The 26,459-nt window shown below is 72.4% G+C and carries 2 protein-coding genes; both read left to right on the forward strand.

What is annotated here, in order from left to right:
- Positions 1-3 precede the first annotated feature (3 nt).
- Positions 4-7,308, forward strand: a complete 7,305-nt coding sequence (locus tag ACIRS4_RS35495; protein WP_404203949.1) for an amino acid adenylation domain-containing protein — start codon at positions 4-6, stop codon at positions 7,306-7,308.
- On the forward strand, positions 7,308-26,459 hold the full coding sequence (locus ACIRS4_RS35500) for a non-ribosomal peptide synthase/polyketide synthase (protein ID WP_404203945.1): 19,152 nt from the start codon (positions 7,308-7,310) through the stop codon (positions 26,457-26,459). Before ACIRS4_RS35495 ends, ACIRS4_RS35500 begins: the two co-directional genes overlap by 1 nt.

Consider the following 26,459-nt stretch of genomic DNA (forward strand, 5'->3'; position numbering starts at 1 on the left):
TATGTGCTGGACGGGTCGTTGGGTCCGGTTCCGGTGGGTGTGGCGGGGGAGTTGTATCTGGCGGGTGTGCAGCTGGCGCGTGGGTATTGCGGGCGGGCTGGGCTGACGGCTGAGCGGTTCGTGGCCGATCCGTTTCGGGCCGGGGAGCGGATGTATCGCACCGGTGATGTGGTGCGCTGGTCCGCGGGAGGGCAGCTGGAGTATCTGGGCCGGGCGGATGAGCAGGTGAAGATCCGTGGGGTGCGGGTCGAGCCGGGTGAGGTGCAGGCCGTGGTGGCCGGGCATCCGCAGGTGGCGAGGGCGGCGGTGATCGCCCGTGAGGACATCCCCGGAGACACCCGCCTCGTCGCCTACGTCGTAGCGAACCACGGTGTGTCGAAGGACGAACTGATCTCCACCACAACGGAGTTCGCAGCCGCACGGCTGCCCGCGGCGATGGTGCCGTCGTTCGTGGTCGTGCTGGACGAACTGCCGCTCACTGTGAACGGCAAGCTGGACCGCAAGGCCCTGCCGGCTCCGGACTACACGGCGATCGCGGGTGCGGGCCGCGGCCCGGCCACCGTGCGCGAGGAGATTCTGTGCGCCGCGTTCGCCGAAGTCCTGGGACTTGACCGCGTGAGCGTGGACGACGACTTCTTCCGCCTGGGCGGCCACTCCCTGCTCGCCGTCCGCCTCATCGAAATCTTGCGCGGACAAGGCGTCACGGTGTCGGTACGCGCCCTGTTCGACACGCCGACGGCCGAGGGCCTGGCCGCCTCGGACGGCGCCCGGCAGGTGGAGGTCCCCGACAACCTGATCCCGGCCGGAGCGACCGAGATCACGCCCGGGATGCTGCCCCTGGTCGACCTCACGGTCGAGGAGGTGGACCGGATCGTCGCCTCCGTGCACGGAGGCGCGGCGAACGTCGCCGACGTCTACCCGCTGGCCCCGCTCCAGGAAGGCCTGCTCTTCCACCACATCCTCGCCGACGGCGGCGAGGACGCCTACGTCATGCGTGCCGTCCTGGAGCTCGACTCGCGCGACCGGGCGGATGCCTTCACCGACGCCCTCCAGCAGGTGGTGAACCGGCACGACATCTACCGCACCTCGTTCGCCTGGGAGGGGCTGCGCGAGCCGGTCCAGGTCGTCTGGCGCCACGCCACCCTGCCCGTCGAGGAGGTCGACCTCGACCAGTGCGCCGCCGACCCGGTGACCGCGCTCCTGGCCGCCGGCGGCGGCACCATGGATCTCGGCAGTGCGCCGCTCCTGGGCGCCCATGTCGCCGCCGACCCCGCCGGCGACCGTCATCTGGTCCTCGTACGGATGCATCACACGGTCCGCGACCACACCGCGCTGCAGATCGTCCTCGACGAGGTCGAGGCGATCCTCGCCGGGCGCGGCGACGAACTGCCCGAGCCGCTGCCCTTCCGCACCTTTGTCGCCCAGGTGCGCGATGGAGTCGAACGCGCCGACCACGAACGCTACTTCACCGACCTCCTCGGCGACGTCACCGAACCCACCGCCCCCTACGGGGTGACGGACGCGCGCGGCGACGGAGCCGACACCGTCCACGAAGTCGTCCCGTTCGCACCGGAGCTGGACCACAGGCTGCGCACCGTCGCCCAGCGCATGGGCATCAGCACGGCGACCGTCCTGCACGTCGCCTGGGCCCGGGTGCTCGCCGCCGTCAGCGGCCGCGAGGACGTCGTCTTCGGCACGGTGCTCTACGGCCGGCTGAACGCCGGCGCGGGAGCCGACCGGGTGGCCGGCCCCTTCATGAACACCCTTCCGGTCCGCGCCCGCACCGGAGAGCTCGGAGTGCTGGAGGCGCTGTCCGCCCTGCGCGGACAGCTCGCCGAACTCCTCGAACACGAGCACGCACCCCTGGTCGTGGCCCAGCGCGCCAGCGGGGTCACCGGCGACACCCCCCTGTTCACCTCCTTCCTCAACTACCGGCGCAACAACGGCCGGGCCGTGGACGAGGGCATGGAAGGGGTGCGGCTGCTCTCGGTCCGGGAGCGCACCAACTACCCCCTGGTCATCCTGGTCGACGACTACGGCGACCGGACCGAGGTGGCGGTCGACTCCGTCGCCCCCATCGACTCCTACGCGGTCGGCGTGCTCGTCCGCACCGCCACGGACCGGCTGCTTTCCGCCCTGGAGACCACCCTCGACGGCGGCCCCGAGGTGCCGCTCGCGTCGATCGAGGTCCTGTCGGAGGACGAACGGCGCCGGGTGCTGGTCGGTTGGAACGACACGGTGGCCGAGGACCGGTCGGTTTCGGTGCATGAGCTGTTCGAGCGGCAGGTGGTGCGGACGCCGGATGCGGCGGCGATCGTCGCGGAGGGCGTCGAGGTCTCGTACGCGGAGCTGGACGCGCGGGCGAATCGGATCGCGCATTATCTGATCGGTCAGGGCATCGGCGTCGAGTCGGTGGTGGGTCTGTGTCTGCCGCGTGGCGTCGACATGATCGCGGCGATCCTGGGTGTGTGGAAGGCGGGGGCGGGTTATCTGCCGGTGGACCCGGCGCAGCCGACGGAGCGGATCGCGTTCATGCTGCGTGACAGTCGGGCGGCGCTGGCGCTGACGACCGAGGAGATCCTGGACGAGCTGCCGGCGGGGCGTTCGCGTCTGGTCGCCCTCGACGACGCGTTCGTGGAGATGCAGCTCGCGGCGGCCTCGACGGAACGCCCTGAACACCTCGTCCTCCCGCTGTCGCTGGCGTATGTGATCTACACGTCGGGTTCGACGGGCCGGCCCAAGGGTGTGGCGGTCACGCACGGGGGTCTCGCCAACTACTTCGCCTCGGTGCCGGAGCGTCTGGGCTTCGGTGGTGAGGGTGCGCGCTATGCGTTGTTGCAGGCGCAGGCGACGGACCTGGGCAACACGGTGGTGTTCGCCAGCCTGGCGAGCGGCGGTGAGCTGCACATCCTGGACGAGGGCGCGGTCACCGATCCGCAGGCGGTCGCGGCGTACCTCTCCACGCACCGCATCGACCACTTCAAAGCGGTGCCCTCTCACCTGGCCGCTCTGTCGGCGGCGGGTATGGAGGGGGTGCTGCCGGCGCGGTCGCTCGTCCTGGGTGGTGAGGCCGCGTCCCCGGCATGGCTGCGGGAGTTGGTCGCTGCCGCCGGGGCGCGTGAGGTGCACAATCACTACGGCCCCACGGAGACGACGATCGGTGTCGCGACCACGCGGCTCACCGCTGAGAAGGTCGCGGGCGAGACGGTCCCGGTCGGCACCCCGATCGCCAACACCCGTTTCTACCTGCTCGACTCCTGCCTTCAGCCGGTCCCGGTCGGCGTGGTCGCGGACCTGTACGTCTCCGGTGCGGGTCTGGCTCGCGGCTATGTGGGCCGTGAGGCACTGACGGCCGAACGCTTCGTGGCGAATCCCTTCGAGGCGGGGCAGCGGATGTACCGGACGGGTGACCGGGCCAAGTGGACGGCCGACGGTCAGGTGGTCTTCCTCGGAAGGGCGGACGACCAGGTGAAGATCCGCGGCTTCCGTGTCGAGCCCGGCGAGGTCCAGGGCGTGCTGACCAGACATCCGCTGGTCGACCGGGCAGCCGTCATCGCCCGCGAGGACGCCCCCGGCGACCGCAGACTCGTCGCCTACGTCGTCCCCGTCGACCAACACGAGCCGGGAACTGAACTCGCCTCTGTAATACGCCATTTCGCCGGACAGCGGCTGCCGGAGCACATGGTCCCGTCGGCGGTCGTGGTCCTGGACGCGCTGCCGCTGACCGGCAACGGCAAGCTGGACCGCAAGGCCCTGCCCGCACCCGACTTCGCGGCCACCGCCGGCGCGGGCCGCGCGCCGGCCGACATCCGCGAGGAGATCCTCTGCGCGGCTTTCGCCGAAGTCCTCGGCCTGGACCACGTCGGAGTCGACGACGACTTCTTCGAACTCGGCGGCCATTCGCTGGTGGCGGTCCGCCTCATCGAGATGCTGCGCGCACGCGGAGTCCCCGTCTCCGTACGCGCCCTGTTCGACCACCCGACCGCGGCGAGCCTCGCGGCCACCTCCGGTACGCCGCAGGTCGCCGTACCCGACAACCTGATCCCCGTCGGCGCGACCGCCATCACGCCCGAGATGCTCCCTCTGGTCGACCTGACCGAGGACGAACTGGCGGCGGTCGTCGCCACCGTGGACGGCGGCGCTGCCGGCATCGCGGACATCTACCCGCTCGCCCCGCTCCAGGAGGGGCTGCTCTTCCACCACCTCCTCGCCGACGGCGGGGACGACGCGTACGTGATGCCCGCGGTCCTGGAGTTCGACTCCCGGGCACGGCTCGACGCGTTCACCGACGCCCTGCAGCAGGTCGTCGACCGGCACGACATCTACCGCACCTCATACGTCTGGGAAGGGCTGCGCGAGCCGGTGCAGGTGGTACGGCGGCACGCCGAACTGTCCGTCACGGACGTCGTACTCGACCCCGGCACCACCGACCCCGTCGCCGACCTCGTCAAGGCGGGCGGCGCGCGCATGGACCTCGGCACGGCCCCGCTGCTCGACCTGCACCTCGCGGCCGTGCCCGGCACCGTCCGGCCCGAGCGCTGGCTCGCGCTGATCCGGGCCCACCACATGGTCCGCGACGGCACCGCCCTCGAAGTGCTCCTGGAGGAGGTGACGGCGTTCCTCGCCGGGCGAGGCGACACCCTGCCGAAGCCGCTGCCGTTCCGCACCTTCGTCGCCCAGGCACGTGGGGGAGTCGAACGCGCGGAGCACGAGCGCTACTTCGGCGAGCTCCTCGGCGACGTCACCGAACCCACCACCCCCTATGGACTGGCGGACGCGCACGGCGACGGAGCCACCCTGAGCCGGGCCCGTGTCGAGGCGGGTCCCGAGCTGACCATGAGGCTTCGCGAAGTGGCGCGGCGTGCCGGGGTCAGCACGGCGACCGTGCTGCACATCGCCTGGGCCCGGGTGCTCGCCGCCGTCAGCGGCCGCGAGGACGTCGTTTTCGGCACCGTCCTGTTCGGCCGGATGAACGCCGGCGCGGGAGCCGACCGGGTGCCCGGCCCGTTCATCAACACCCTTCCCGTACGCGTCCGCACCGACCGGTCCGGCACTCTCGGCGCGATCACCGCCATGCGCGGTCAGCTCGCCCGCCTCATGGAACACGAGCACGCCCCCCTGACCGTGGCCCAGCAGGCGGCCGGCCTGGACGGCGACGCCCCGCTCTTCACCGCCTGCCTCAACTACCGGCGCAGCATGGGCGAGGACCTCGACGAGCGCTGGAACGCCTCCCTGCCGGGCGTCCGGCTCCTGTTCACCCGCGAACGCACCAACTACCCGCTCTCGCTGCTCGTCGACGACGCCCAGGACAGACTGGAGCTGATCGTCGACGCCGTCGCCCCCGTCGACCCGCACACGGTCGTCACCCTGGTGCACACCACCCTGGACGCCCTGGTGGACGCCGCCGAAAAGGCCCTCGACGGCGCGCCCGACCGGCCGCTGGGCACAGTGCAGGTCCTCGACGGCGCAACGCGGCGCCAAGTGCTCGCCGAGTGGAACGCGACGGAGGCCGACGTGCCGCCCGCCACGGTGCCCGAACTGTTCGCGGCCCGCGTGCGCCTCGCCCCGGACGCGATCGCCGTCGCGGCGGACGACGCCGAACTCACCTACGCCGAACTGGACGCGCGGGCGAACCGTCTCGCCCGGTTCCTGACGGGGCGTGGCGTGGGCCACGAGTCCGTGGTCGCCGTCGTACGCGAACGCGGCATCGACCTGATCGTCACCCTCCTCGGCGTGCTCAAGGCCGGCGGCGCCTACCTGCCCGTCGACCCCGCCTACCCGGCGGAACGCATCGCGTTCATGCTGGCGGAGTCGGGCGCGACGGCCGTGCTCGCCTCGTCCCTGTGCGCGCCCGCCGTCCCGGCCGGCACCGGCGTACCCGTCCTCGTCCTCGACGAGGGGCCGCTCGCGGCGCAGATCGACGCGCTCGACGCCACACCGGTGACCGGAACGGGATTGCGGCCCGCCCACCCCGCGTACATGATCTTCACCTCGGGTTCGACGGGACGCCCCAAGGGCGTGGTCGTCACCCACGAAGGCGTGGCCAGCCTGGTGGCGGCGCAGATCGAACGCTTCGAGGTCGACGCCGACAGCCGCGTCCTGCAGTTCGCCTCGCCCGGCTTCGACGCGGCGACCTGGGAACTGGTCATGGCTCTGTGCTCCGGCGCCCGCCTCGTGGTCGCCCCCGCGGAGACCCTGCTGCCGGGCGGCGGACTCGTCGGCCTCGTCGAACGCCACGGCGTCACCCACGCCACCATGCCGCCCGCCGTGCTGTCCGTACTCGAACCCGAGGACCTCGCCCCCGTCACCACCCTGGTCTCCGCTGGCGAGGCGCTCGGCGGCGAACTCGTCGCCCGCTGGTCGCGCGGCCGCCGCTTCGTGAACGCCTACGGGCCGACCGAGACCACCGTGTGTGCGACGATGTCCGACCCGCTGGGCTCCGACGACGGCGTGCCCCCCATCGGCACCCCGATCACCAACTCCCGGGTGTACGTGCTCGACGGCAGCCTCAACCCGGTGCCGGTCGGCGTCGACGGCGAGCTGTACATCGCGGGCCCCTCACTCGCCCGTGCCTACGTGGGCCGCCCCGCCCTGACCGCGCAGCGATTCGTCGCCTCGCCCTTCGACAAGGCGGGTGCGCGGCTCTACCGCACGGGCGACCGGGTGCGCTGGACGGCCGAGGGCCGGCTCGTCTTCGCCAGCCGTGTCGACGACCAGGTGAAGATCCGCGGCTTCCGTATCGAACCGGGCGAGGTCCAGGCCGCCCTGGCCGCCCACCCCGAGGTCGCCCAGGCGGCCGTGGCGGTCCGCGAGGACACCTCCGGAGGCAAGCGGCTGGTCGGCTACGCCGTCCCGGCCGGCACAGCCGGCCCCGAACTCGTCGAAGAGCTGCACCGGTTCGCCCGGCAACGGCTGCCCGAACACATGGTGCCCTCCGCCCTCGTCCTGCTTGACGCCCTGCCGCTGACACCCAACGGCAAGATCGATCGCGAGGCCCTGCCCGACGAAGGCCCCACCGCGGGCACCGGCCGGGCTCCGGTCACCGAGCGGGAAAAGGCCCTGTGCGCCGCGTTCGCCGACGTACTCGGTGTGGAACGGGTCGGCGTCGACGACGACTTCTTCGCCCTCGGCGGGCACTCCCTGCTCGCCGCCCGCCTCGCCGGCCGTCTGCGCACGGCGCTCGGCGTCGAGGTGTCCCTGCGGGTGCTCCTCAAGGCGCGGACCGTGTCCGCCCTCGAACGACAGCTTGGAAATGTGAGCTCTGCTAGGCCCGCGCTGCGGCCGATGCGTAACCAGGAGGAGTCCTGATGATCCCGTTGTCTTTCGCGCAGCGTCGGCTGTGGCTGATCTCCCAGCTGGAAGGCCCGAGCGCGGTCTACAACATCCGGGTCGCCCAGCGGCTCCGCGGCCCCGTGGACCCGGAAGCGCTCCAGGCGGCCCTGCGAGACGTGATCGGGCGGCACGAAATCCTGCGCACCGTCTACGGCATCGCGGCCGGCGAGCCCTGCCAGCGCGTCCTGCCGGCCGCCCAGCCGGACTGGCGCATGGACTCGCGAGCCATCGACCCCGCCGACCCCGCCGCACTCGACCGGGAGATCGCCGAGGTCGTCGGCCACGCCTTCGACCTGAGCTCCGAGATACCCCTCAAAGCACGGCTGCTGTCCACCGCGCCCGACGAGCACGTGCTCGTCCTGGTCGTCCACCACATCGCGAGCGACGGCTGGTCCATGGGCCCGCTGGCCCGCGACCTGTCCACGGCCTACGCGGCACGGAGCGCCGGCGAGACGCCGGAGTGGACGCCGCTGCCGGTGCAGTACGCGGACTACGCCCTGTGGCAGCGCGAGCTGCTCGGCGACCAGGACGATCCCGAGAGCCTGTTCTCCCGTCAGAGCGCCTACTGGCGCAAGACGCTGGCCGAGGTGCCTGAGGAACTCGAACTTCCCTATGACCGCAGGCGACCGGTCGTGCTCGGCCACACGGGCCACACCATCCCCTTCACCCTGCCGGCCCCACTGCACGCACGCCTGACGCAGCTCGCGCTCGCCGAGGGCGTCACCCTGTTCACCGTGCTGCAGGCGGCCCTCGCCGTCACGCTGCACCGGCTCGGCGCCGGAACCGACGTCCCGATCGGCTCCGTCGACGCCGGCCGCGGCGACGAAGCACTCGACGACCTGATCGGCTTTTTCGTCAGCACCCTCGTGCTGCGCACGGACCTGTCCGGCGACCCGACCTTCCGTGAACTCCTCGCCCGCGTGCAGGAGACGAGCCTGGCGGCACGCGAGCACCAGGACGTCCCCTTCGAGAAGCTGGTCGAAGAGCTCGCCCCCACCCGCTCCCTGGCCCGGCACCCGCTGTTCCAGGTCATGCTCATGCTGCAGAACACCGGCGCCGCCGCGCTGCGACTGCCCGGCATCCGGACCGAGTCGGTGCCCGTCGGCGACTCCTCGGCGAAGTTCGACCTGGAGTTCACCCTCGGCGAGACGTTCGACGAGCAGGGCGCACCCGCCGGCCTGCACGGAACCGTGATCGCGGCCGCCGACCTGTTCGACCCCGAGACCGTCCGTACGATCACCCGCCGCTTCACCCGCGCCGTCGAGGTCCTCGCCGACGCCCCGCAGACCCGCGTCGGCGACCTGCGCCTCCTCGACCAGGCCGAACTGCACCAGGTCCTGCACGAGTGGAACGACACGACGGCCGACACACCCGACGCCACCCTGCCCGACCTGTTCGAGGCACAGGCGGCCCGCACCCCGGACGCGATCGCGCTGATCGACGGCGAGCAGAGCCTCACGTACGCCGAACTCGACGCACGCGCCGAGCAGTTCGCGCGCCTGCTGGACCGGTGCGGCGTCGGCCCCGAGTCGGTCGTGGCCGTGCTGATGGAGCGCGGCGCGGACCTGGTCGCCGCACTGCTCGCGGTGGGCAAGGCGGGTGGCGCCTATCTGCCCATCGACCCCGACTACCCGCACGAGCGCATCGCCCACATGCTGGACGACGCCCGCCCCGTGTGCGTACTGACCACCACCGGCTGCGCCGATGCCGCCGCGCTCGCCGAGGCCCCCGCGGTGACGGTCGACGACCCGGCCCTGCTCACCGCACCCGCCGGCCCCCGCACCGAACCGCTCCCCGGGCGCGCGGCCCTGCTGCCCCGGCATCCCGCCTACGTCATCCACACCTCGGGCTCCACCGGACGCCCCAAGGGCGTGGTCGTCGACCACCGCGCCCTCGTCAACCATCTGCACGCCGTCGCCGAGCACGTCCCGCTCACCGCGCACGACCGCCTGGTGGCCGTGACGACCGTGTCCTTCGACATCGCGGCCCTCGAACTGTTCCTGCCGCTGGTCAACGGCGCCGCCGTCGTCCTGGCCGACCGCGACACCGCCCGCGACCCGAAGGCACTGCTGCACCTGGTGCGCACCAGCGGGGCCACCGCCCTGCAAGCCGTACCGTCCTTGTGGCGGGCGCTGGTCGAGGCCGGCGAATGGCCCGCCTCGGCGCGTGCCCTCGTCGGCGGCGAGGCACTGGCCGAGGAACTCGCCGCACGGCTGCTCGCCCTCGGCATCCGGGCCGTGAACCTGTACGGACCCACCGAGGCCACCATCTGGGCCACCGCCGCCGAGGTCGGCGCCGGGCCCGTCGTCATCGGCCGTCCCTTCGCCAACACCCGTGCCTACGTCCTCGACGAACGGCTGCGGCCCGTCGCACCCGGCACCACGGGAGAGCTCTACCTCGCCGGTGACCAGCTGGCGCGCGGCTACCTCGGCCGGGCCGCCCTGACCGCCGAGCGGTTCGTCGCCTCGCCCTTCGCCGCCGGGCAGCGCCTGTACCGCACCGGGGACCTGGCCCGGCTGCGGCCGGGCGGCGTACTCGAATGCCTGGGCCGCACCGACGGCCAGGTCAAGATCCGCGGCTTCCGGATCGAGACGGGCGAGGTCGAGGCCGTCCTCGAACGCCACGCCCGTGTCGCCCGCGCCGCGGTCGTCGTCCGCGAGGACACCCCGGGCGACGCCCGGCTCGTGGCCTACGCGATCCCCGCGAGTGGAGAGGAGGGAGTGGATGCCGCAGAGCTACGGGCCCACGTGGGCGCGAGCCTACCGGGTTACATGGTGCCAGCTGCGGTTCTGGTGCTGGACGCGCTGCCGCTGACCGCCAACGGCAAGCTCGACCGCAAGGCCCTGCCGGCGCCCGCGTACACCGCGGCCGCGGGCAGGGGCCCGGCCGGTCCGCGCGAGGAACTCCTGTGCGCGATCTTCGCCGACGTACTCGGCCTGGAACAGGTCGGGCCCGACGACGACTTCTTCGCCCTCGGCGGTCACTCGCTGCTCGCCGTCGAACTCATGGGCCGGGCCCGTACCGCCCTGGGCGCCGACCTCGCGGTGCGCGCCCTGTTCCAGAACCCGACCCCGGCCGGACTCGCCGCCGCGGAGGCCGCCCTCCGGGCCGACATCCCGGCCGACTCGATCCTGGCCGACGCGACCGCGGTCACCCCCGAGATGCTGCCGCTGGTCGACTTGACCGCCGACGAACTCGCCACGGTGGCCGCCTCCGTGGACGGCGGCGCCGCGAACATCGCCGACGTCTACCCGCTGACCCCCCTCCAGGAAGGCCTGCTCTTCCACCACCTGCTCGCCGACGGCGGCCAGGACGCCTACCTCCAGCACACCGTGCTGGAGTTCGACTCGCGTGCCCTGCTCGACGCGTTCACGGGCGCCCTGCGCCAGGTGTTCGCGCGCCACGACATCCTGCGCACCGCCTTCGTGTGGGAGGGGCTGCGCGAACCGGTCCAGGTCGTGTGGCGCGACACCACCCTGCCGATCACCGAGATCACCCTCGAAACAGCGCCGGACGACGCGGTGCGGCAGTTGCTCGCCGCGGCCGGCACCACGACGGACCTGACCCGGGCCCCGCTGTTCGACCTGACCATCGCCGACGGCCCGGCGCACGACCGCCCGCTCGCCCTGATCCGCGCCCACCACATGGTGCAGGATCACGAGGCCCTCCAGACCGTACTGAACGAAGTGCGGGCCTTCCTCGACGGGCGCGGCGCCGACCTGCCCGAGCCCGCGCCCTTCCGCGAGTTCGTGGCACGGATCAGGTCCGGCCCCGCACGCGCCGAGCACGAGCGCTACTTCACCGAGCTGCTCGGCGACGTCACCGAACCCACCGCGCCCTACGGACTGACGGACGTACGCGGCGACGGCTCCGCGTCCTCGCGGGCCCGCAGCGACCTGGCGCCGGAGCTCACCGGCCGCCTGCGCCACCTGTCGCGCAAGCTCGGCACGGGCCCGGCGACCATCCTTCACCTCGCCTGGGCCAGGGTCCTCGCCGCCGTCAGCGGCCGCGACGACGTGGTCTTCGGCACCGTCCTGTCCGGCCGCCTCAGCGCCGCCCACGGCACTCGGCCGGCGCCGGGGCCGTACATCAACATGCTTCCCGTGCGGGTCCGCACCGGCGAACTCGGGGCCCTGGCCTCGCTGTCCGCGCTGCGCGAGCAGCTCGCCGAACTGCTGGAGCACGAGCACGCACCGCTCGCCGCAGCCCAGCGGGCCGCCGGCACCACCAGCGACACACCCCTGTTCAGCTCCCTGTTCAACTACCGCCGCGCCACCACCGGTCAGGGCGCCGCCGTCGACGGGATCCGCACCCTCTTCGCCCGGGAGCGGTCCAACTACCCGCTGGCCGTGTCCGTCGACGACGACGGCGAGCGCCTGTCCCTGGCCGTCGACGCGCACACCGAAATCGATCCGCACGAGGTGGCCGCGCTCCTCGAGACCGCCGTGCGCCACCTCCTCGACGCACTGGCCGCCGCCGTCGAAGGCTCCGAGGACCCGCCGCTCAGCGCGATCGGCGTCCTGGACGAGGACCGCAAGCACCGACTGCTGACCGAGTGGAACGACACCGCGGTCGAGGTGGCGCCCACCACGGTGCCCGAGCTGTTCGCGGCCCAAGCCGCCCGCACACCCGAAGCGGTCGCCCTCACCGCCGACGGGGTCAGCCTCACCTTCGCCGAGCTGGACGCACGCGCCAACCGGCTGGCGCGTCTGCTCGTGCGCAGCGGCGTCACACCCGAGTCCGTCGTCGGCGTCTGCCTGGAACGCGGCGCGGGCCCCGTCGTGGCCCTGCTCGCCGTCCTCAAGGCCGGTGCCGTCCATCTGCCCGTCGACCCCGGCTACCCGGCCGACCGCATCGCGTACATGGTCCAGGACGCGGCACCCGTCGTGCTGCTCGCCGACACCGGCACGGCCGGCGTGCTGCCCACCACGGACACTCCCGTGACCATCGTGGACGACGCCGCGTGCGACGGCCTCGACGACGGCCCGCTCGACGTGACGATCCGCCCCGAGCAGTCGGCGTACGTCATCTACACCTCCGGCTCGACCGGTCGCCCCAAGGGCGTCGTCGTCCCACACCGCGGACTGTCCAACCTGGGCGCGTTCCAGCGCGCCGGGGACATCGCCCGCTCGGGTCCCCGGATGCGGGTCGCGCTGACGTACTCCCTGTCCTTCGACGCTTCCTGGGAACTGCTGCTCTGGATGGTCGCGGGGCACGAGCTGGACATCGTCCCCGACGACGTGCGGCGCGACAGCGCGGCACTGGCCCGCTACGCCGAAGACCATCGCATCGACCTGATGGCGCTCACCCCCGCCCAGGCCGGACAACTCCTCGACGAGGGGCTCCTCGACGCGGACGGGCACCGGCCCCGCGCACTGCTTCTCGGCGGTGACGCCGTCGGCGCCGCGCTGTGGGATCGGCTGCGCGCGGCTCAGGGAACACTGGGCCTCAACTTCTACGGCCCCACCGAGGCCACGGTGCACGTGCTGTGCCATGACACCACCCGAGGCGAGCGCCCGCTGATCGGCCGGCCCCTGCCCAACACGCGCGCCTACGTCCTCGACAGCCGCCTCGCCCCCGTTCCCCCAGGTGTCGCCGGAGAGCTGTACGTTTCGGGCGCCGGCCTGGCGCGCGGCTATGCGGGACGGGCCGGTCTGACCGCCGAACGGTTCGTCGCCTCACCCTTCGAACCGGGGCAGCGGATGTACCGCACCTCAGACCTGGTGCGCCAGGACGCGCACGGGAGCTTCGAATATCTCGGCCGCGCCGACGACCAGGTGAAGATCCGGGGGTACCGCATCGAGCCCGGCGAGGTCGAAGCCGTGGCCGCCGCACACCCGGACATCGCGCAGGCGGCGGTCGTCGCCCGCGAGGACGCTCCCGGGGACCGGCGCCTGGTCGCCTACGTCTTGCCGAAGGGCAAGAGCGCCGAAGTGGCGGACAGCGTGAGGGAGTTCATCGCGGAGCGGCTGCCCGAGCACATGGTGCCCGCGGCGGTCGTGGTCCTGGACGCCCTGCCCCTGTCGCCCAGCGGCAAGCTGGACCGCGCAGCTCTGCCCGCGCCCGACTACGCCGCCGGCGGCGGCCGGAGGCCCGCCACGCTCCGCGAGGAACTGCTGTGCGGGGTCTTCGCCGATGTGCTCGGTCTGGAACGGGTCGGGGTCGACGACGACTTCTTCGCCCTCGGCGGCCACTCGCTCCTCGCCACCCGGCTGATCAGCCGGGTGCGCAAGGTGCTCGGCGCGGAAGTCACGCTGCGGACGCTGTTCGACGGACCCACACCGGCGCGCCTCGCGGCCGGGCTCGACAGCGCCGGCGTCGCTCGCACCGCGCTCGCGCCGGAGCCCCGTCCACAGCGGGTCCCGCTTTCCTTCGCCCAGCGCCGGCTGTGGTTCGTCGGCCAGTTGGACGGCCCGGGCGCCACGTACACCATTCCGGTGGCCCTTCGGCTTTCGGGCGCGCTCGACCGACAGGCGCTGGGCGCGGCCCTGTGCGATGTGATCGGGCGTCATGAGGTGCTGCGGACCGTGTTCGAGGCCGCCGACGGCGAGCCGTACCAGCGGATCCTGGACCCGGCAGACCTCGACTGGGGCCCGACCGTGGCGGAGGTGGCCCCTGAGGACCTGGACCGGGCAGTCGCCGACGCATTGGCCCGCCCCTTCGACCTGGCCGTCGAAGTGCCCGTCCGCGCCTGGCTGTTCGGGACGGGACCCGAAGAGCATGTGCTCGTCCTCGCTGTGCACCACATCGCGGGCGACGGCTGGTCGATGGAGCCCCTCGCGCGGGACCTGTCCGTCGCCTACACCGCGCGCCGCGCGGGCGAGGCCCCCGCATGGGAGCCGCTGCCGGTCCAGTACGCGGACTACGCGCTCTGGCAGCGCGAACTCCTCGGCGAGGAGGGCGACACCGAGAGTCTGATTTACCATCAGGTCGCCTACTGGCGTACGCAGCTGGAGGGCGCACCGCAGGAACTGCGGCTGCCGGCCGACCGCGTGCGGCCCGCCGAACCCTCGCACCTGGGCCACAACGTCCCCCTGGTCGTGCCGGCACCGGTCCACGCCCGTCTCGTCGAGGTGGCGCGCGCCGAGGGCGTGACGCCCTTCATGGTCCTGCAGGCCGCGCTCGCGATGCTCCTCTCGCGCCTCGGCGCGGGCACGGACATCCCGATCGGCTCGGCGAACGCGGGCCGTACGGACGAGGCTCTGGACGACCTGGTCGGTTTCTTCATCAACACCCTGGTCATCCGCACCGACCTGACCGGCGACCCGACCTTCCGCGAGGTGCTCGGCCGGGTCCGCGAGACGAGCCTGACCGCCTTCGCCCACCAGGACGTGCCGTTCGAGAAGCTCGTCGAGGAGCTGGCGCCGACGCGTTCGCTGTCCCGGCACCCTTTGTTCCAGGTGATGCTGAAGGTCCAGAACACCGGCGAGGCCGTCCTCGACCTGCCGGGAGTGCGCGCCGCCGGGCTCCCGGCCGGCGCTTCGAGCGCCAAGTTCGACCTGGACGCCTCGGTCTCGGAGGTGTTCGACGCTCAAGGCGCCCCGGCGGGTCTGCGTGGTTCGGTGGTCGCGTCCGCCGATCTCTTCGACGTGGGGACGGCCGAGCGGCTCGTGGCCCGCTGGGTGCGGGCGATCGAGCTGTTGGTGACGGCCCCGCAGTCCCGGTTGAGTGAGATCGAGGTGTTCGACGGGGCTGATCGCGGGCTGTTGGCGGGGTGGAACGACACGTCCGTTCCGGTGGGGGCCGCCTCTCTGCCGGAGTTGTTCGCGGCGCAGGTGGCGCGGACGCCGGAGGCGACCGCTGTGGTGGCGGGTGGGGTGTCGCTGTCGTATGCCGAGTTGGATGTTCGGGCGGACCGTTTGGCGCGGTTCCTCGTGTCGCGGGGCGTGGGTCCGGAGTCGTTGGTCGGTGTCTGTCTGGAGCGGGGGGCCGATCTGATCGTCGCTCTCCTCGCGGTTCTGAAGGCGGGCGGCGCGTATCTGCCGATCGATCCCGCCTATCCGGCTGAGCGGATCGATTACATGCTGGCGGACGCGGCGCCGGTGGTGGTGCTGGCGTCAAGGGGTACGGCCGCGGTGGTGCCGCAGTCGGACGCGGTCACCGTGGTGCTGGACGAGGTGGAGTGGGCGGGCTGTGAGGACGGTCCGCTGGGTGTGGAGGTGCGGCCGGAGCATCCTGCCTATGTGATCTACACGTCGGGTTCGACGGGGCGTCCCAAGGGTGTGGTGGTCACGCATCGGGGTGTGGTGAGTCTGTGTGAGGGTCACGGCCGGACGGTGTTCGGGGGGGCCGGGGGGCGGCTGAGGGTCGCTTTGACGACGTCTGTGTCGTTCGATGCGTCGTGGAATCAGCTGGCGGCTCTGTTCTCGGGTCATGAGCTGCATGTGGCGGACGCCGAGACGTGGCTGGACGCGGGGCGTCTGGTCGCGTGGATGCGCGCGTCGCGGATCGACTTCACCGAGATCACACCTTCCTACCTGCAAGTCCTTCTGGAGGAGGGGTTGTTGGAGGGGGAGTACCGACCGTCGCGTGTGGGCGTGGGCGGTGAGGCTGTGCCGGGCGACTTGTGGCAGAGGCTGCGTGCGGTGGAGGGCGTGGAGGGCTTCAACTTCTACGGCCCGACCGAGGCGACCGTCGACACCGCGATCGCCCGCCTGTCCTCGTCGGCCGACGTCGTGGTCGGCACCCCTGTCCCCAACGCCCGCGTCTTCGTCCTCGACGAGACTCTGCGCCCCGTCCCCGTCGGTGTCCCCGGCGAGTTGTACGTCTCAGGCGCTGGGCTCGCTCGCGCCTACGTCAACCGTCCGGCCCTGACCGCTGAGCGTTTCGTGGCGTCGCCCTTCTCCTCTGCTGGTGGGCGCATGTACCGCTCGGGTGACCGGGTGAAGTGGACGGCCGAGGGCCGGTTGGTGTTCCTGGGCCGTACCGACGATCAGGTCAAGGTCCGTGGTTTCCGGGTCGAGCTGGGCGAGGTCCGGGCCGCTGTCGTCGCGCATCCGCAGGTCGCGCAGGCGGCGGTGGTCGTGCGTGAGGACGTCCCCGGCGACCGCAGGCTCGTCGCGTACGTGGTGAGCACCGGCGAACCGGCTGTTCCCGTCGGGGAGTTCGTCGCGCGCAGTCTTCCGGAGTACATGGTCCCCTCGGCGGTGGTCACGGTCGAGGCGCTGCCGTTGACCGCGAACGGCAAGCTCGACCTCAAGGCCCTGCCCGCCCCGGAGCATGCGGCGGCCCGGGTGGCGCGTGGTCCGTCCAACGCCCGCGAAGAGATCCTGTGCGCCGCGTTCGCCGAGGTCCTGGGCCTGGAGAGCGTCGGCGTGGACGAGGACTTCTTCCACCTCGGCGGCCAGTCACTGCTCGCCATCCGCCTCGTGGCGCTGCTGCGCAAGCAGGGCGTCAACGTCTCGGTGCGAGCCTTCTTCCAGGCTCCGACCCCGGCCGCCCTCGCCCTGGCGGTGGGCGCCGAACAGGTGGTTGTCCCGGCCAACCTGATCCCGGCGGATGCCACGGCCCTCACCCCCGGGATGTTGCCGTTGGTCGACCTGACGGCCGACGAACTGGCCGCCGTCGTCGCCACGGTCGACGGCGGTGCGGCGAACATCGCGGACGTCTATCCGCTGGCCCCGCTCCAGGAGGGCCTGCTCTTCCATCATCTCCTCGCTGACGGCGGGGACGACGCCTACGTCATGCCGACCGTGCTCGAGTTCGATGCCCGCGACCGGCTCGACGCCTTCGCGGACGCGCTGCGGCAGGTCGTGGACCGCCATGACATCTACCGCACCTCCATCGTGTGGGAGGGGCTGCGTGAGCCCGTCCAGGTCGTCTGGCGCCACGCCACCCTGCCCGTCACCGACGTCACCCTCGACCCCGAGGGCGGCGACCCGACCGAGCAGCTCCTGGCCGCCGGCGGTCTGCGCATGGACCTCACCCAGGCCCCGCTGATCCGCATGCACGCCGCCCGGATCCCCGGCAGCGGCCGCTGGCTGGGACTGCTGCGGGCGCACCACGTGGTGCGCGACCACACCGCCCTGGAGATCGTCTTCCGCGAGGTGCAGGCGATCCTCGCTGGCCGCGGCCGGGAGCTGGCGCGGCCGCTGCCCTTCCGCAACTTCGTCGCCCAGACCCGCGGCGCCGTCGCACGCTCCGAGCACGAACGGTACTTCGCCGGCCTGCTCGGCGACGTCACCGAACCCACCGCGCCTTTCGGCGTCGCCGACGTGCGCGGCGACGGCGCGGCGGCGGTACGCGAAGTCGTCCCCTTCGACGCGGAGCTGACGGTGCGGCTGCGGGAGGTCTCCCGGCGTCTGGGCGCCAGCCCGGCCACGGTCATGCACGTCGCCTGGTCCCGTGTCCTCGCCGCGGTCAGCGGCCGCGACGACGTCGTCTTCGGCACCGTCCTGTTCGGCCGGATGAACGCCGGCGAAGGCGCCGACCAGGTCCCCGGCCCCTACATGAACACCCTCCCCGTCCGCGTCCGCACCGACGGACTCGGCGTGCTCACGGCCGTTACCGCGATGCGCGGCCAACTCGCCGAACTCCTCGAACACGAGCACGCCCCCCTCGTCGTGGCCCAGCACGCCAGCGGCATCACCGGCAACACCCCCCTGTTCACCGCCCTGTTCAACTACCGCCACCACACCGACCTGACCGGCGGACGGGCCGCCCGACGCGAACTCGACGGCATCACACTGCGGTTCGCACGTGAACGGGACAACTTCCCGCTCGCACTGTCGGTCGACGACCACGGCGAGAGCATCACCCTGGCCGTGGACGCGGTCGCCCCGGTGGACCCGCGAATGGTCGGCGGCCTGACCGAGACAGCCACCCGCAACCTCGTGGCAGCCCTCGAAACGGCCCTCGAACAGGGCGAGGAAGCGCTCCTGGGCTCCGTGCAGGTGCTGGAGGAGGCTGAGCTGACCAAGATCCTTCAGGACTGGAGCACCACCACGGCCCGGAGGGCGGCGGCACCGGTCGTCGACCTGTTCGCCGAACACGCCGCCCGCACCCCCGACGCGGTGGCGATCGTCACGGAATCGGAGGAACTCACCTACGGCGAACTGGACGCCCGAGCCAACCGGCTCGCGCACCACCTCACCGCTCAGGGCGTCGGGCCCGAGTCCGCGGTGGCGCTGTTCCTGGAACGCGGACCCGAGCTGATGACGGCGGTGCTCGCCGTCCTCAAGGCCGGCGGCGCCTACCTTCCGATCGACCTCGACTACCCCGCCGAGCGCATCGCGTACATCCTGGGCGACGCCCGGCCGATGGCAGTCCTCGCCACCACCGGCACCCGGGGCAAGGTCGCCGGCACGGACGCCGCCGTCATCGTCATCGACGACGATCCGACCCGCGCCGCCCTCGACCGGCAGCCGGCCGAGGCGCCCGACGTCGCCCTGCGCGACGAGCACCCCGCCTACGTCATCTACACCTCGGGCTCCACCGGCCGCCCCAAGGGCGTGGTGCTCACCCACGCCGGATTCGCGAACACCCTCGCGGCCGCCACGGACCGCTTCGGCCCCGGCCCCGGCTCACGCGTGGCGCAGTTCGCGTCGGTGAGCTTCGACGTCTTCTGCCTGGAGTGGGCCCTGGCGCTCACCACCGGCGCGGCCCTCGTGCCCGTGCCGGCGCAGCGCAGACTCGGCAAGGAACTGACGGACTTCCTCGCCCAACAGCGCATCACCCATGCCAGCCTGCCGCCCGCCGTGCTCGCGGGCCTGGAGGACGGGGCGATCTCCCCGGACGTGGTCCTCGAAGTGGGCGGGGAGGCCTGCACCCCGGACCTGGTCGAACGCTGGGCGCGCGGCCGCACCCTGTTCAACACCTACGGCCCGACGGAGACCACCGTCGACGCGACCTACTGGCGCTGCGAGCCGGACGCCGCCCACGTGTCCATCGGCGCCCCCCTCGCCAACACCCGCGCCTACGTTCTGGACGGCTCCCTCTCACCGGTCCCGGTGGGCGCCACCGGCGAGCTGTACGTGGCCGGGCCCGGCCTGGCCCGCGGCTATCTGGGACGTCCGGCGCAGACCGGCGAACGCTTCGTCGCCGACCCCTTCTCCACCACGGGCGAGCGCCTCTACCGCACCGGCGACCTGGTCCGCTGGAACGGCGACGGCCGGATCGAGTACCTGGGCCGTGCGGACGAGCAGGTCAAGATCCGCGGCTTCCGCATCGAACTCGGCGAGATCCGCTCCGTCGCCGTCGCGCATCCGGACGTCGACCGCGCGGCCGTCGTCGTACGCGAGGACACCCCGGGCGACAAGCGGATCGTCGTGTACGTCGTCGCGGCCGCTCACGCCGCACAGGAGCACCTCACGGACCGGGTCGCCGAGTACGCGGCCGAACGCCTGTCCTCCTACATGGTCCCGTCCGCGATCGTGGCCCTGGACGACCTGCCCCTGACCGCGAACGGCAAGCTCGACCACAGAGCCCTGCCCACGCCCGACTACGGCGACGGCGCGGGCCGCGGAAGAGGCCCAGCAGGCCTGCACGAGGAGATCCTCGCCGGGATCTTCGCCCAGGTGCTGGAGCGGCCCTCGGTCGGCGTCGACGACGACTTCTTCGCCATCGGCGGTCACTCGCTGCTCGCGGTCCGGCTCATCAGCCGCATCCGTACCGTCCTCGGCGTCGAGGTGCCCCTGCGCACCCTGTTCGAGGCCCCGACCGTCGCCGCACTCGCGCTGCGCCTCGGCGGCGCTCGGACGGCCCGGGCCGCACTGGCGCCCGTGACCCGCCCCGCACGCACCCCGCTGTCCTTCGCACAGCGCCGACTGTGGTTCATCGGCCAGCTCGAAGGGCCCGGCGCCACCTACAACATCCCCATGGGGCTGCGGCTCACCGGTCGGCTCGACCGACCGGCCCTGATCACCGCGCTGCGGGACGTGATCGGCCGGCACGAGGTGCTGCGCACCCGCTTCCCCGTCGCCGACGGCGAGCCCTACCAGCGGATCGTCGAGCTGGACGACCTGGTCTGGGAGCCGTCCGTGCACACGGTGCGACCCGCCGAACTCGCCGGCGCGGTCGCCGAGGTGGCCGAACACGTCTTCGACCTGGCGGCCGAGGTGCCCATCCGCGCCGCCCTGTTCGAGCTGACACCCGAGGAGCATGTCCTGGTCGTGGTGGTGCACCACATCGCCACCGACGGCTGGTCCACCGGGCCGCTGGCCCGCGACGTGTCCCTCGCCTACGCGGCTCGCTGCGCGGGCCGGGCCCCCGTGTGGCAGCCGCTGCCGGTGCAGTACGCGGACTACGCGCTGTGGCAGCGCGAACTGCTCGGCGACGAACGCGACCACCACAGTGTGATGGGCCGACAGATCGCCTACTGGCGCGAGGCGTTGGCGGGCTCCCCGGAGGAGCTCGAGCTGCCCTTCGACCACACGCGTCCCGCGGTGGCCTCCCACCGCGGCCACAGCGTGCCGGTGGACGTCCCCGCCGAGGTGCACACGCGCCTCGCGCAGGTGGCGCGATCCGAGGGCGTCACCACGTTCATGGTCCTGCAGGCCGCCCTGGCCATCCTGCTCTCCAAGCTGGGCGCGGGCACCGACATCCCCATCGGCTCGCCCAACGCGGGCCGCACCGACGAGGCGCTCGACGGACTGGTCGGCTCCTTCGTGAACACCCTGGTGCTGCGGACCGACCTGTCGGGAGACCCGACGTTCCGTGACGTCCTCGCCCGGGTACGGGAGAGCAGTCTCGCCGCCTTCGCCCACCAGGACGTGCCCTTCGAGCGGCTCGTCGAGGAACTCGCGCCCAGCCGCTCCCTGGCACGGCACGCCCTCTTCCAGGTGATGCTGACCCTGCAGAACACCGCCGAGGCCGTCGTCGACCTGCCGGGCCTGGGCGTCCAAGCCCTCACCACGGGCCCCGCCAAGGCCAAGTTCGACCTGGACGTCATCCTCGGTGAGGTCTTCGACGCCGACGGAGCCCCGGCCGGCGTCCACGGAGAGGTCACCGCGGCGGCCGAGCTGTTCGAGCCCGCCACGGCCGAGCGCGTCGTCGCCGGCCTGACCCGGGTCCTCGACGTCCTCACCGCCGAACCCGGCACCCGGCTCAGCGCGGTCCGCGCCCTCGACGAGACCGAGCAGGACCGGATGCTGGTCGAGTGGAACGACACGGCCGCCGACGTCGCGCCCGCCTCGATCGGCGACCTGTTCGCGGCACACGTGGCCCGCACCCCGGACGCGGTCGCCGTGTCCGAGGGCGCCGCGGAGATCACGTACGCCGAGCTCGACGCACGCGCCCAGCGACTGGCCCATTACCTGGCCGGCCGCGGCGTCGGCCCCGAGTCCGTGGTCGCCGTCTGCCTGGACCGCGGCATCGACCTGATGGTGGCCCTGCTCGGTGTGGTCAAGGCAGGCGGCGCCTATATGCCGCTCGACCCGGACTACCCCGCCGAGCGCATCGCCTACATGCTCGGCGACACGGCCCCCGCCCTCGTCCTCGTGTCAGAGGCCACGGCCGGCAAGGCGTCGGGCCCCGCATGCGACGCGGCCCTGCTGACCTCCGCCCTCACAGCCGACGCGGCATGTGCCGAGGAGGCGGCCGGCCCGGCCCCGCTGCCCGCCCACCCGGCCTACGTCATCTACACCTCCGGCTCGACCGGACGCCCCAAGGGAGTCCTCGTCTCGCACGCCGGTGTCGCCGCACTCGTCGCGGGCCACATCCGCTCGCTGGGAGTCGGACCGGGCTCCCGCGTCGCCCAGTTCGCCTCGGCCGGTTTCGACACCTTCGGCTGGGAATGGCTCATGGCCCTGCTGTCCGGCGCGACGCTCGTCGTCGTGCCGCCCGAGCGGCGCCTGGGCGAAGCCCTGCCCGCCTACCTCACGCAGCAGCGCGTCACCCACGCCACACTGCCGCCCGCGGTCCTCGCCACGCTTGACGAGACCTCGATCGGCACGGACACCGTCCTCGTCATCGCCGGAGAGGCCTGCCCGCCCGACGTGATGGCCCGCTGGGCGCGCGAGCACACACTGTTCAACTCCTACGGACCCACCGAGACGACGGTCGACGCCACCCTGTGGCGGTGCGACCCGCACGCCGACGAGGTCGCCATCGGCACCCCGGTGCTCGACACCCGGGTGTACGTACTCGACGAGTTCCTGGCGCCGGCCCCGATCGGCGTCGCGGGCGAGCTGTACGTCACCGGCGCGGGCCTGGCCCGCGGCTACCTGGGGCGGCCCGGCCTGACAGCCGAGCGGTTCGTCGCCAACCACCTGGCCGGCGACGGCACCCGGCTCTACCGCACCGGCGACCGCGCCAAGTGGACGGCGCAAGGACAGCTCGTCTTCACCGGCCGGACCGACGACCAGGTGAAGATCCGCGGTTTCCGCATCGAACCAGGTGAGGTGTCCGCCGTACTTTCGGAGCACCCTGCCGTCGGCCAGGCCGCCGTGATCGTGCGCGAGGACACCCCCGGCGACAAGCGCCTCGTCGCCTACGTCGTGCCCGCACCGCAGGCCACACCGTGGACGGCGTCCCGCACGGCCTCCCTGCAGGCGCACGCCGCCGAACGACTGCCCGACTACATGGTCCCCTCGGCCGTCATGGCCCTGGACGCGCTGCCGCTGACCGTCAACCGCAAGCTGGACCGCAAAGCCCTGCCCGCCCCCGTCGCCCAGACCCTCGCCGGACCGGCCGACCGCGGTCCCCAGGGCGTGCGCGAACAACTCCTGTGCGGCGTGTTCGCGCAGATCCTCGGTGTGGAAGAAGTGGGAGTCGACGACGACTTCTTCGCCCTCGGCGGGCACTCGCTGCTCGCGGTGCGCCTGGCCAGCCGGGTCCGCGCGGTACTCGGCGTGGACCTCGACATCCGGGTGCTGTTCGACGCCCCGACCGTCTCGGCCCTCGCCGCACGGCTCGACGGAGCCGACGGCGCACGCCCGGCGCTGACGGCCGGGCAGCGCCCCCAGCGGGTGCCCCTGTCGTTCGCCCAGCAACGGCTCTGGTTCATCAGTCAGTTGGAGGGTGCGGGGGCCACCTACAACAGCCCGATCGCCGTGACGACGACGGACGACGTCGACCCGGATGCGCTGAACGACGCCCTGCGCGACGTCATCGGCCGCCACGAGGTGCTGCGCACCGTCTATCCGACGACCGACGGCCAGCCCCACCAGGACGTCCGCCCGCTCGACACGCTCGACTGGCGCGCCGAGGTGCGCACCGTCGCCCCGCAGGACCTCGCCGGCGCCGTCGACGCGGCCTCGGGGCACGCGTTCGACCTGTCGGCGCAGATCCCGATCCGGGCGACGCTCTTCGACACCGGACACGAGCGCGTCCTGCTGGTCGTGGTCCACCACATCGCGAGCGACGGCTGGTCGCTGGCGCCGCTCGCCCGGGACTTCTCCACGGCGTACGCGGCCCGTGTCGAGGGCGAGGCGCCGGCGTGGGAGCCGCTGCCGGTGCAGTACGCGGACTACGCGCTGTGGCAACGCGGGCTGCTCGGCGACGAGAGCGACCCCGACAGCGTCATCAGTCGCCAACTCTCCTACTGGCGCAAGGCGTTGAAGGGCTCGCCGGAGGAGCTGGAGCTGCCCTTCGACCGGCCGCGCCCGGCTGAGGCCTCGCACCGGGGCCACAGTGTCCCGCTCGCCGTTCCCCAGCACGTCCACGCCGAGCTGGTGAAACTGGCCCGTGCGGAGGACGTCACCGTGTTCATGGTGCTGCAGGCCGCCCTGGCCACCCTGCTCTCCAAGCTGGGCGCGGGCACCGACATCCCGATCGGCTCGGCGAACGCCGGCCGGACGGACGAGGCGCTGGACGACCTGGTCGGCTTCTTCATCAACACCCTGGTCCTGCGAACCGATCTGTCCGGCGATCCGACCGTGCGTGAGCTGCTGCACCAGGTGCGCGAGCGGAGTCTGGCGGCGATGGCCCACCAGGACGTGCCGTTCGAGAAGCTGGTGGAGGAGCTGGCCCCGGCCCGCTCCATGGCCCGTCACCCCCTCTTCCAGGTCGTCCTGACGAAGCAGAACACCGTGGAGTCCGGGCTGAACACGGCCGGAGCGCCCGTCACGTGGACCGGGGGCATGTCCACCGGCACCCGCGCGGTGAAGTTCGACCTCGATGTGATGGTGGGGGAGACCTACGACGCCGAAGGCGCCCCGGCGGGCCTTCGCGGCTCGGTGACGGTCGCGACCGACCTGTTCGACCCGGAGTGGGCGAGCCGGATCGCCGAAGCGTGGGCCGCACTTCTGGAGACCCTGACGCGGGACGCGGGCCGACGCCTGAGCTCCGTCGAGGTCCTGTCGGAGGACGAACGGCGCCGGGTGCTGGTCGGTTGGAACGACACGGTGGTCGAGGACCGGCCGGTTTCGGTGCATGAGCTGTTCGAGCGGCAGGTGGTGCGGACGCCGGATGCGGCGGCGATCGTCGCGGAGGGCGTCGAGGTCTCGTACGCGGAGCTGGACGCGCGGGCGAATCGGATCGCGCATTATCTGATCGGTCAGGGCATCGGCGCGGAGTCGGTGGTGGGTCTGTGTCTGCCGCGTGGTGTCGACATGATCGCGGCGATCCTGGGTGTGTGGAAGGCGGGTGCGGGTTATCTGCCGGTCGATCCGGCGCAGCCGACGGAGCGGATCGCGTTCATGCTGCGTGACAGTCGGGCGGCGTTGGCGCTGACGACCGAGGAGATTTTGGACGAGCTGCCGGCGGGGCGTTCGCGTCTGGTCGCTCTCGACGACGCGTTCGTGGAGATGCAGCTCGCGGCGGCCTCGGCGGAGCGCCCAGAGCGCCTAGTTCCCCCGCAGTCGCTGGCGTATGTGATCTACACGTCGGGTTCGACGGGCCGTCCCAAGGGTGTGGCGGTCACGCATGGCGGGCTCGCCAACTACTTCGCCTCGGTGCCGGAGCGTCTCGGTTTCGGTGGTGAGGGTGCGCGCTATGCGCTGTTGCAGGCGCAGGCCACGGACCTGGGCAACACGGTGGTGTTCGCCAGCCTGGCGCACGGTGGTGAGCTGCACATCCTGGACGAGGGCGCGGTCACTGATCCGCAGGCGGTCGCGGCGTACCTCTCCACGCACCGCATCGACCACTTCAAGGCGGTGCCTTCACACCTGGCCGCTCTGTCGGCGGCCGGTATGGAGGGGGTGCTGCCGGCGCGGTCGCTCGTCCTGGGCGGTGAGGCCGCGTCCCCGGCATGGCTGCGGGAGTTGGTCGCTGCCGCCGGGGCGCGTGAGGTGCACAATCACTACGGTCCGACCGAGACGACGATCGGTGTCGCGACCACGCGGCTCACCGCTGAGAAGGTCGCGGGCGAGACGGTCCCGGTCGGCACCCCGATCGCCAACACCCGCTTCTACGTCCTGGACCAGCACCTGCGTCCCGTCGTGCCGGGTGTCGCCGGTGAGCTGTACGTCTCCGGTGCGGGTCTGGCTCGCGGCTATGTGGGCCGTGAGGCCCTGACGGCCGAACGCTTCGTGGCGAACCCCTTCGAGTCGGGGCAGCGGATGTACCGGACGGGCGACCGGGCCAAGTGGACGGCCGACGGTCAGGTGGTCTTCCTCGGGCGGGCCGATGACCAGGTGAAGATCCGGGGTCACCGGATCGAGCCCGGCGAGGTCCAGGGCGTCCTGACCGGACACCCGCTGGTCGACCGGGCAGCCGTCATCGCCCGCGAGGACGCCCCCGGCGACCGCAGACTCGTCGCCTACGTCGTCGCCGACGATCTGGAGCCCCAGGAGAAGCTCCGACTCGCCTCCGACTTGCGGGAGTTCGTCGGTCAGCGACTGCCGGAGCACATGGTCCCGTCCGCGGTCGTGGTCCTGGACACCCTGCCGCTGACCGGCAACGGCAAGCTCGACCGCAAGGCCCTGCCCGCACCCGGCGCCATCACCGCCGGCGGATCCTCCGGCCAGGGGCGGGAGCCCGCCACCCGCGAAGAGCGGGCGCTGTGCGAGGCATTCGCCCAGGTGCTGCGGCTGGAGACGGTTCGCGTCGACGACGACTTCTTCGCCCTGGGCGGTCACTCGCTGCTGGCGACCGAACTCATCATCCAGGTCCGCGCGGCCCTCGATGTGGACGTCGAGATCCGCTCCCTGTTCAACTTCCCCACTCCGGCGGGCCTCGCGGCGCAGCTCGGAACGGAGAAGTCGACCCGCCCGGCCCTGCGCCCGATGCGCAATCGGGAAGCCTCATAG

Source organism: Streptomyces sp. NPDC101166 (genome assembly GCF_044768125.1).
Classification (GTDB): domain Bacteria; phylum Actinomycetota; class Actinomycetes; order Streptomycetales; family Streptomycetaceae; genus Streptomyces.

Coding starts and splice junctions, on each gene's coding strand:
- ACIRS4_RS35500 (WP_404203945.1), top strand. CDS start 7,308: ATGATCCCGTTGTCTTTCGCGCAGCGTCGGCTGTGGCTGATCTCCCAG.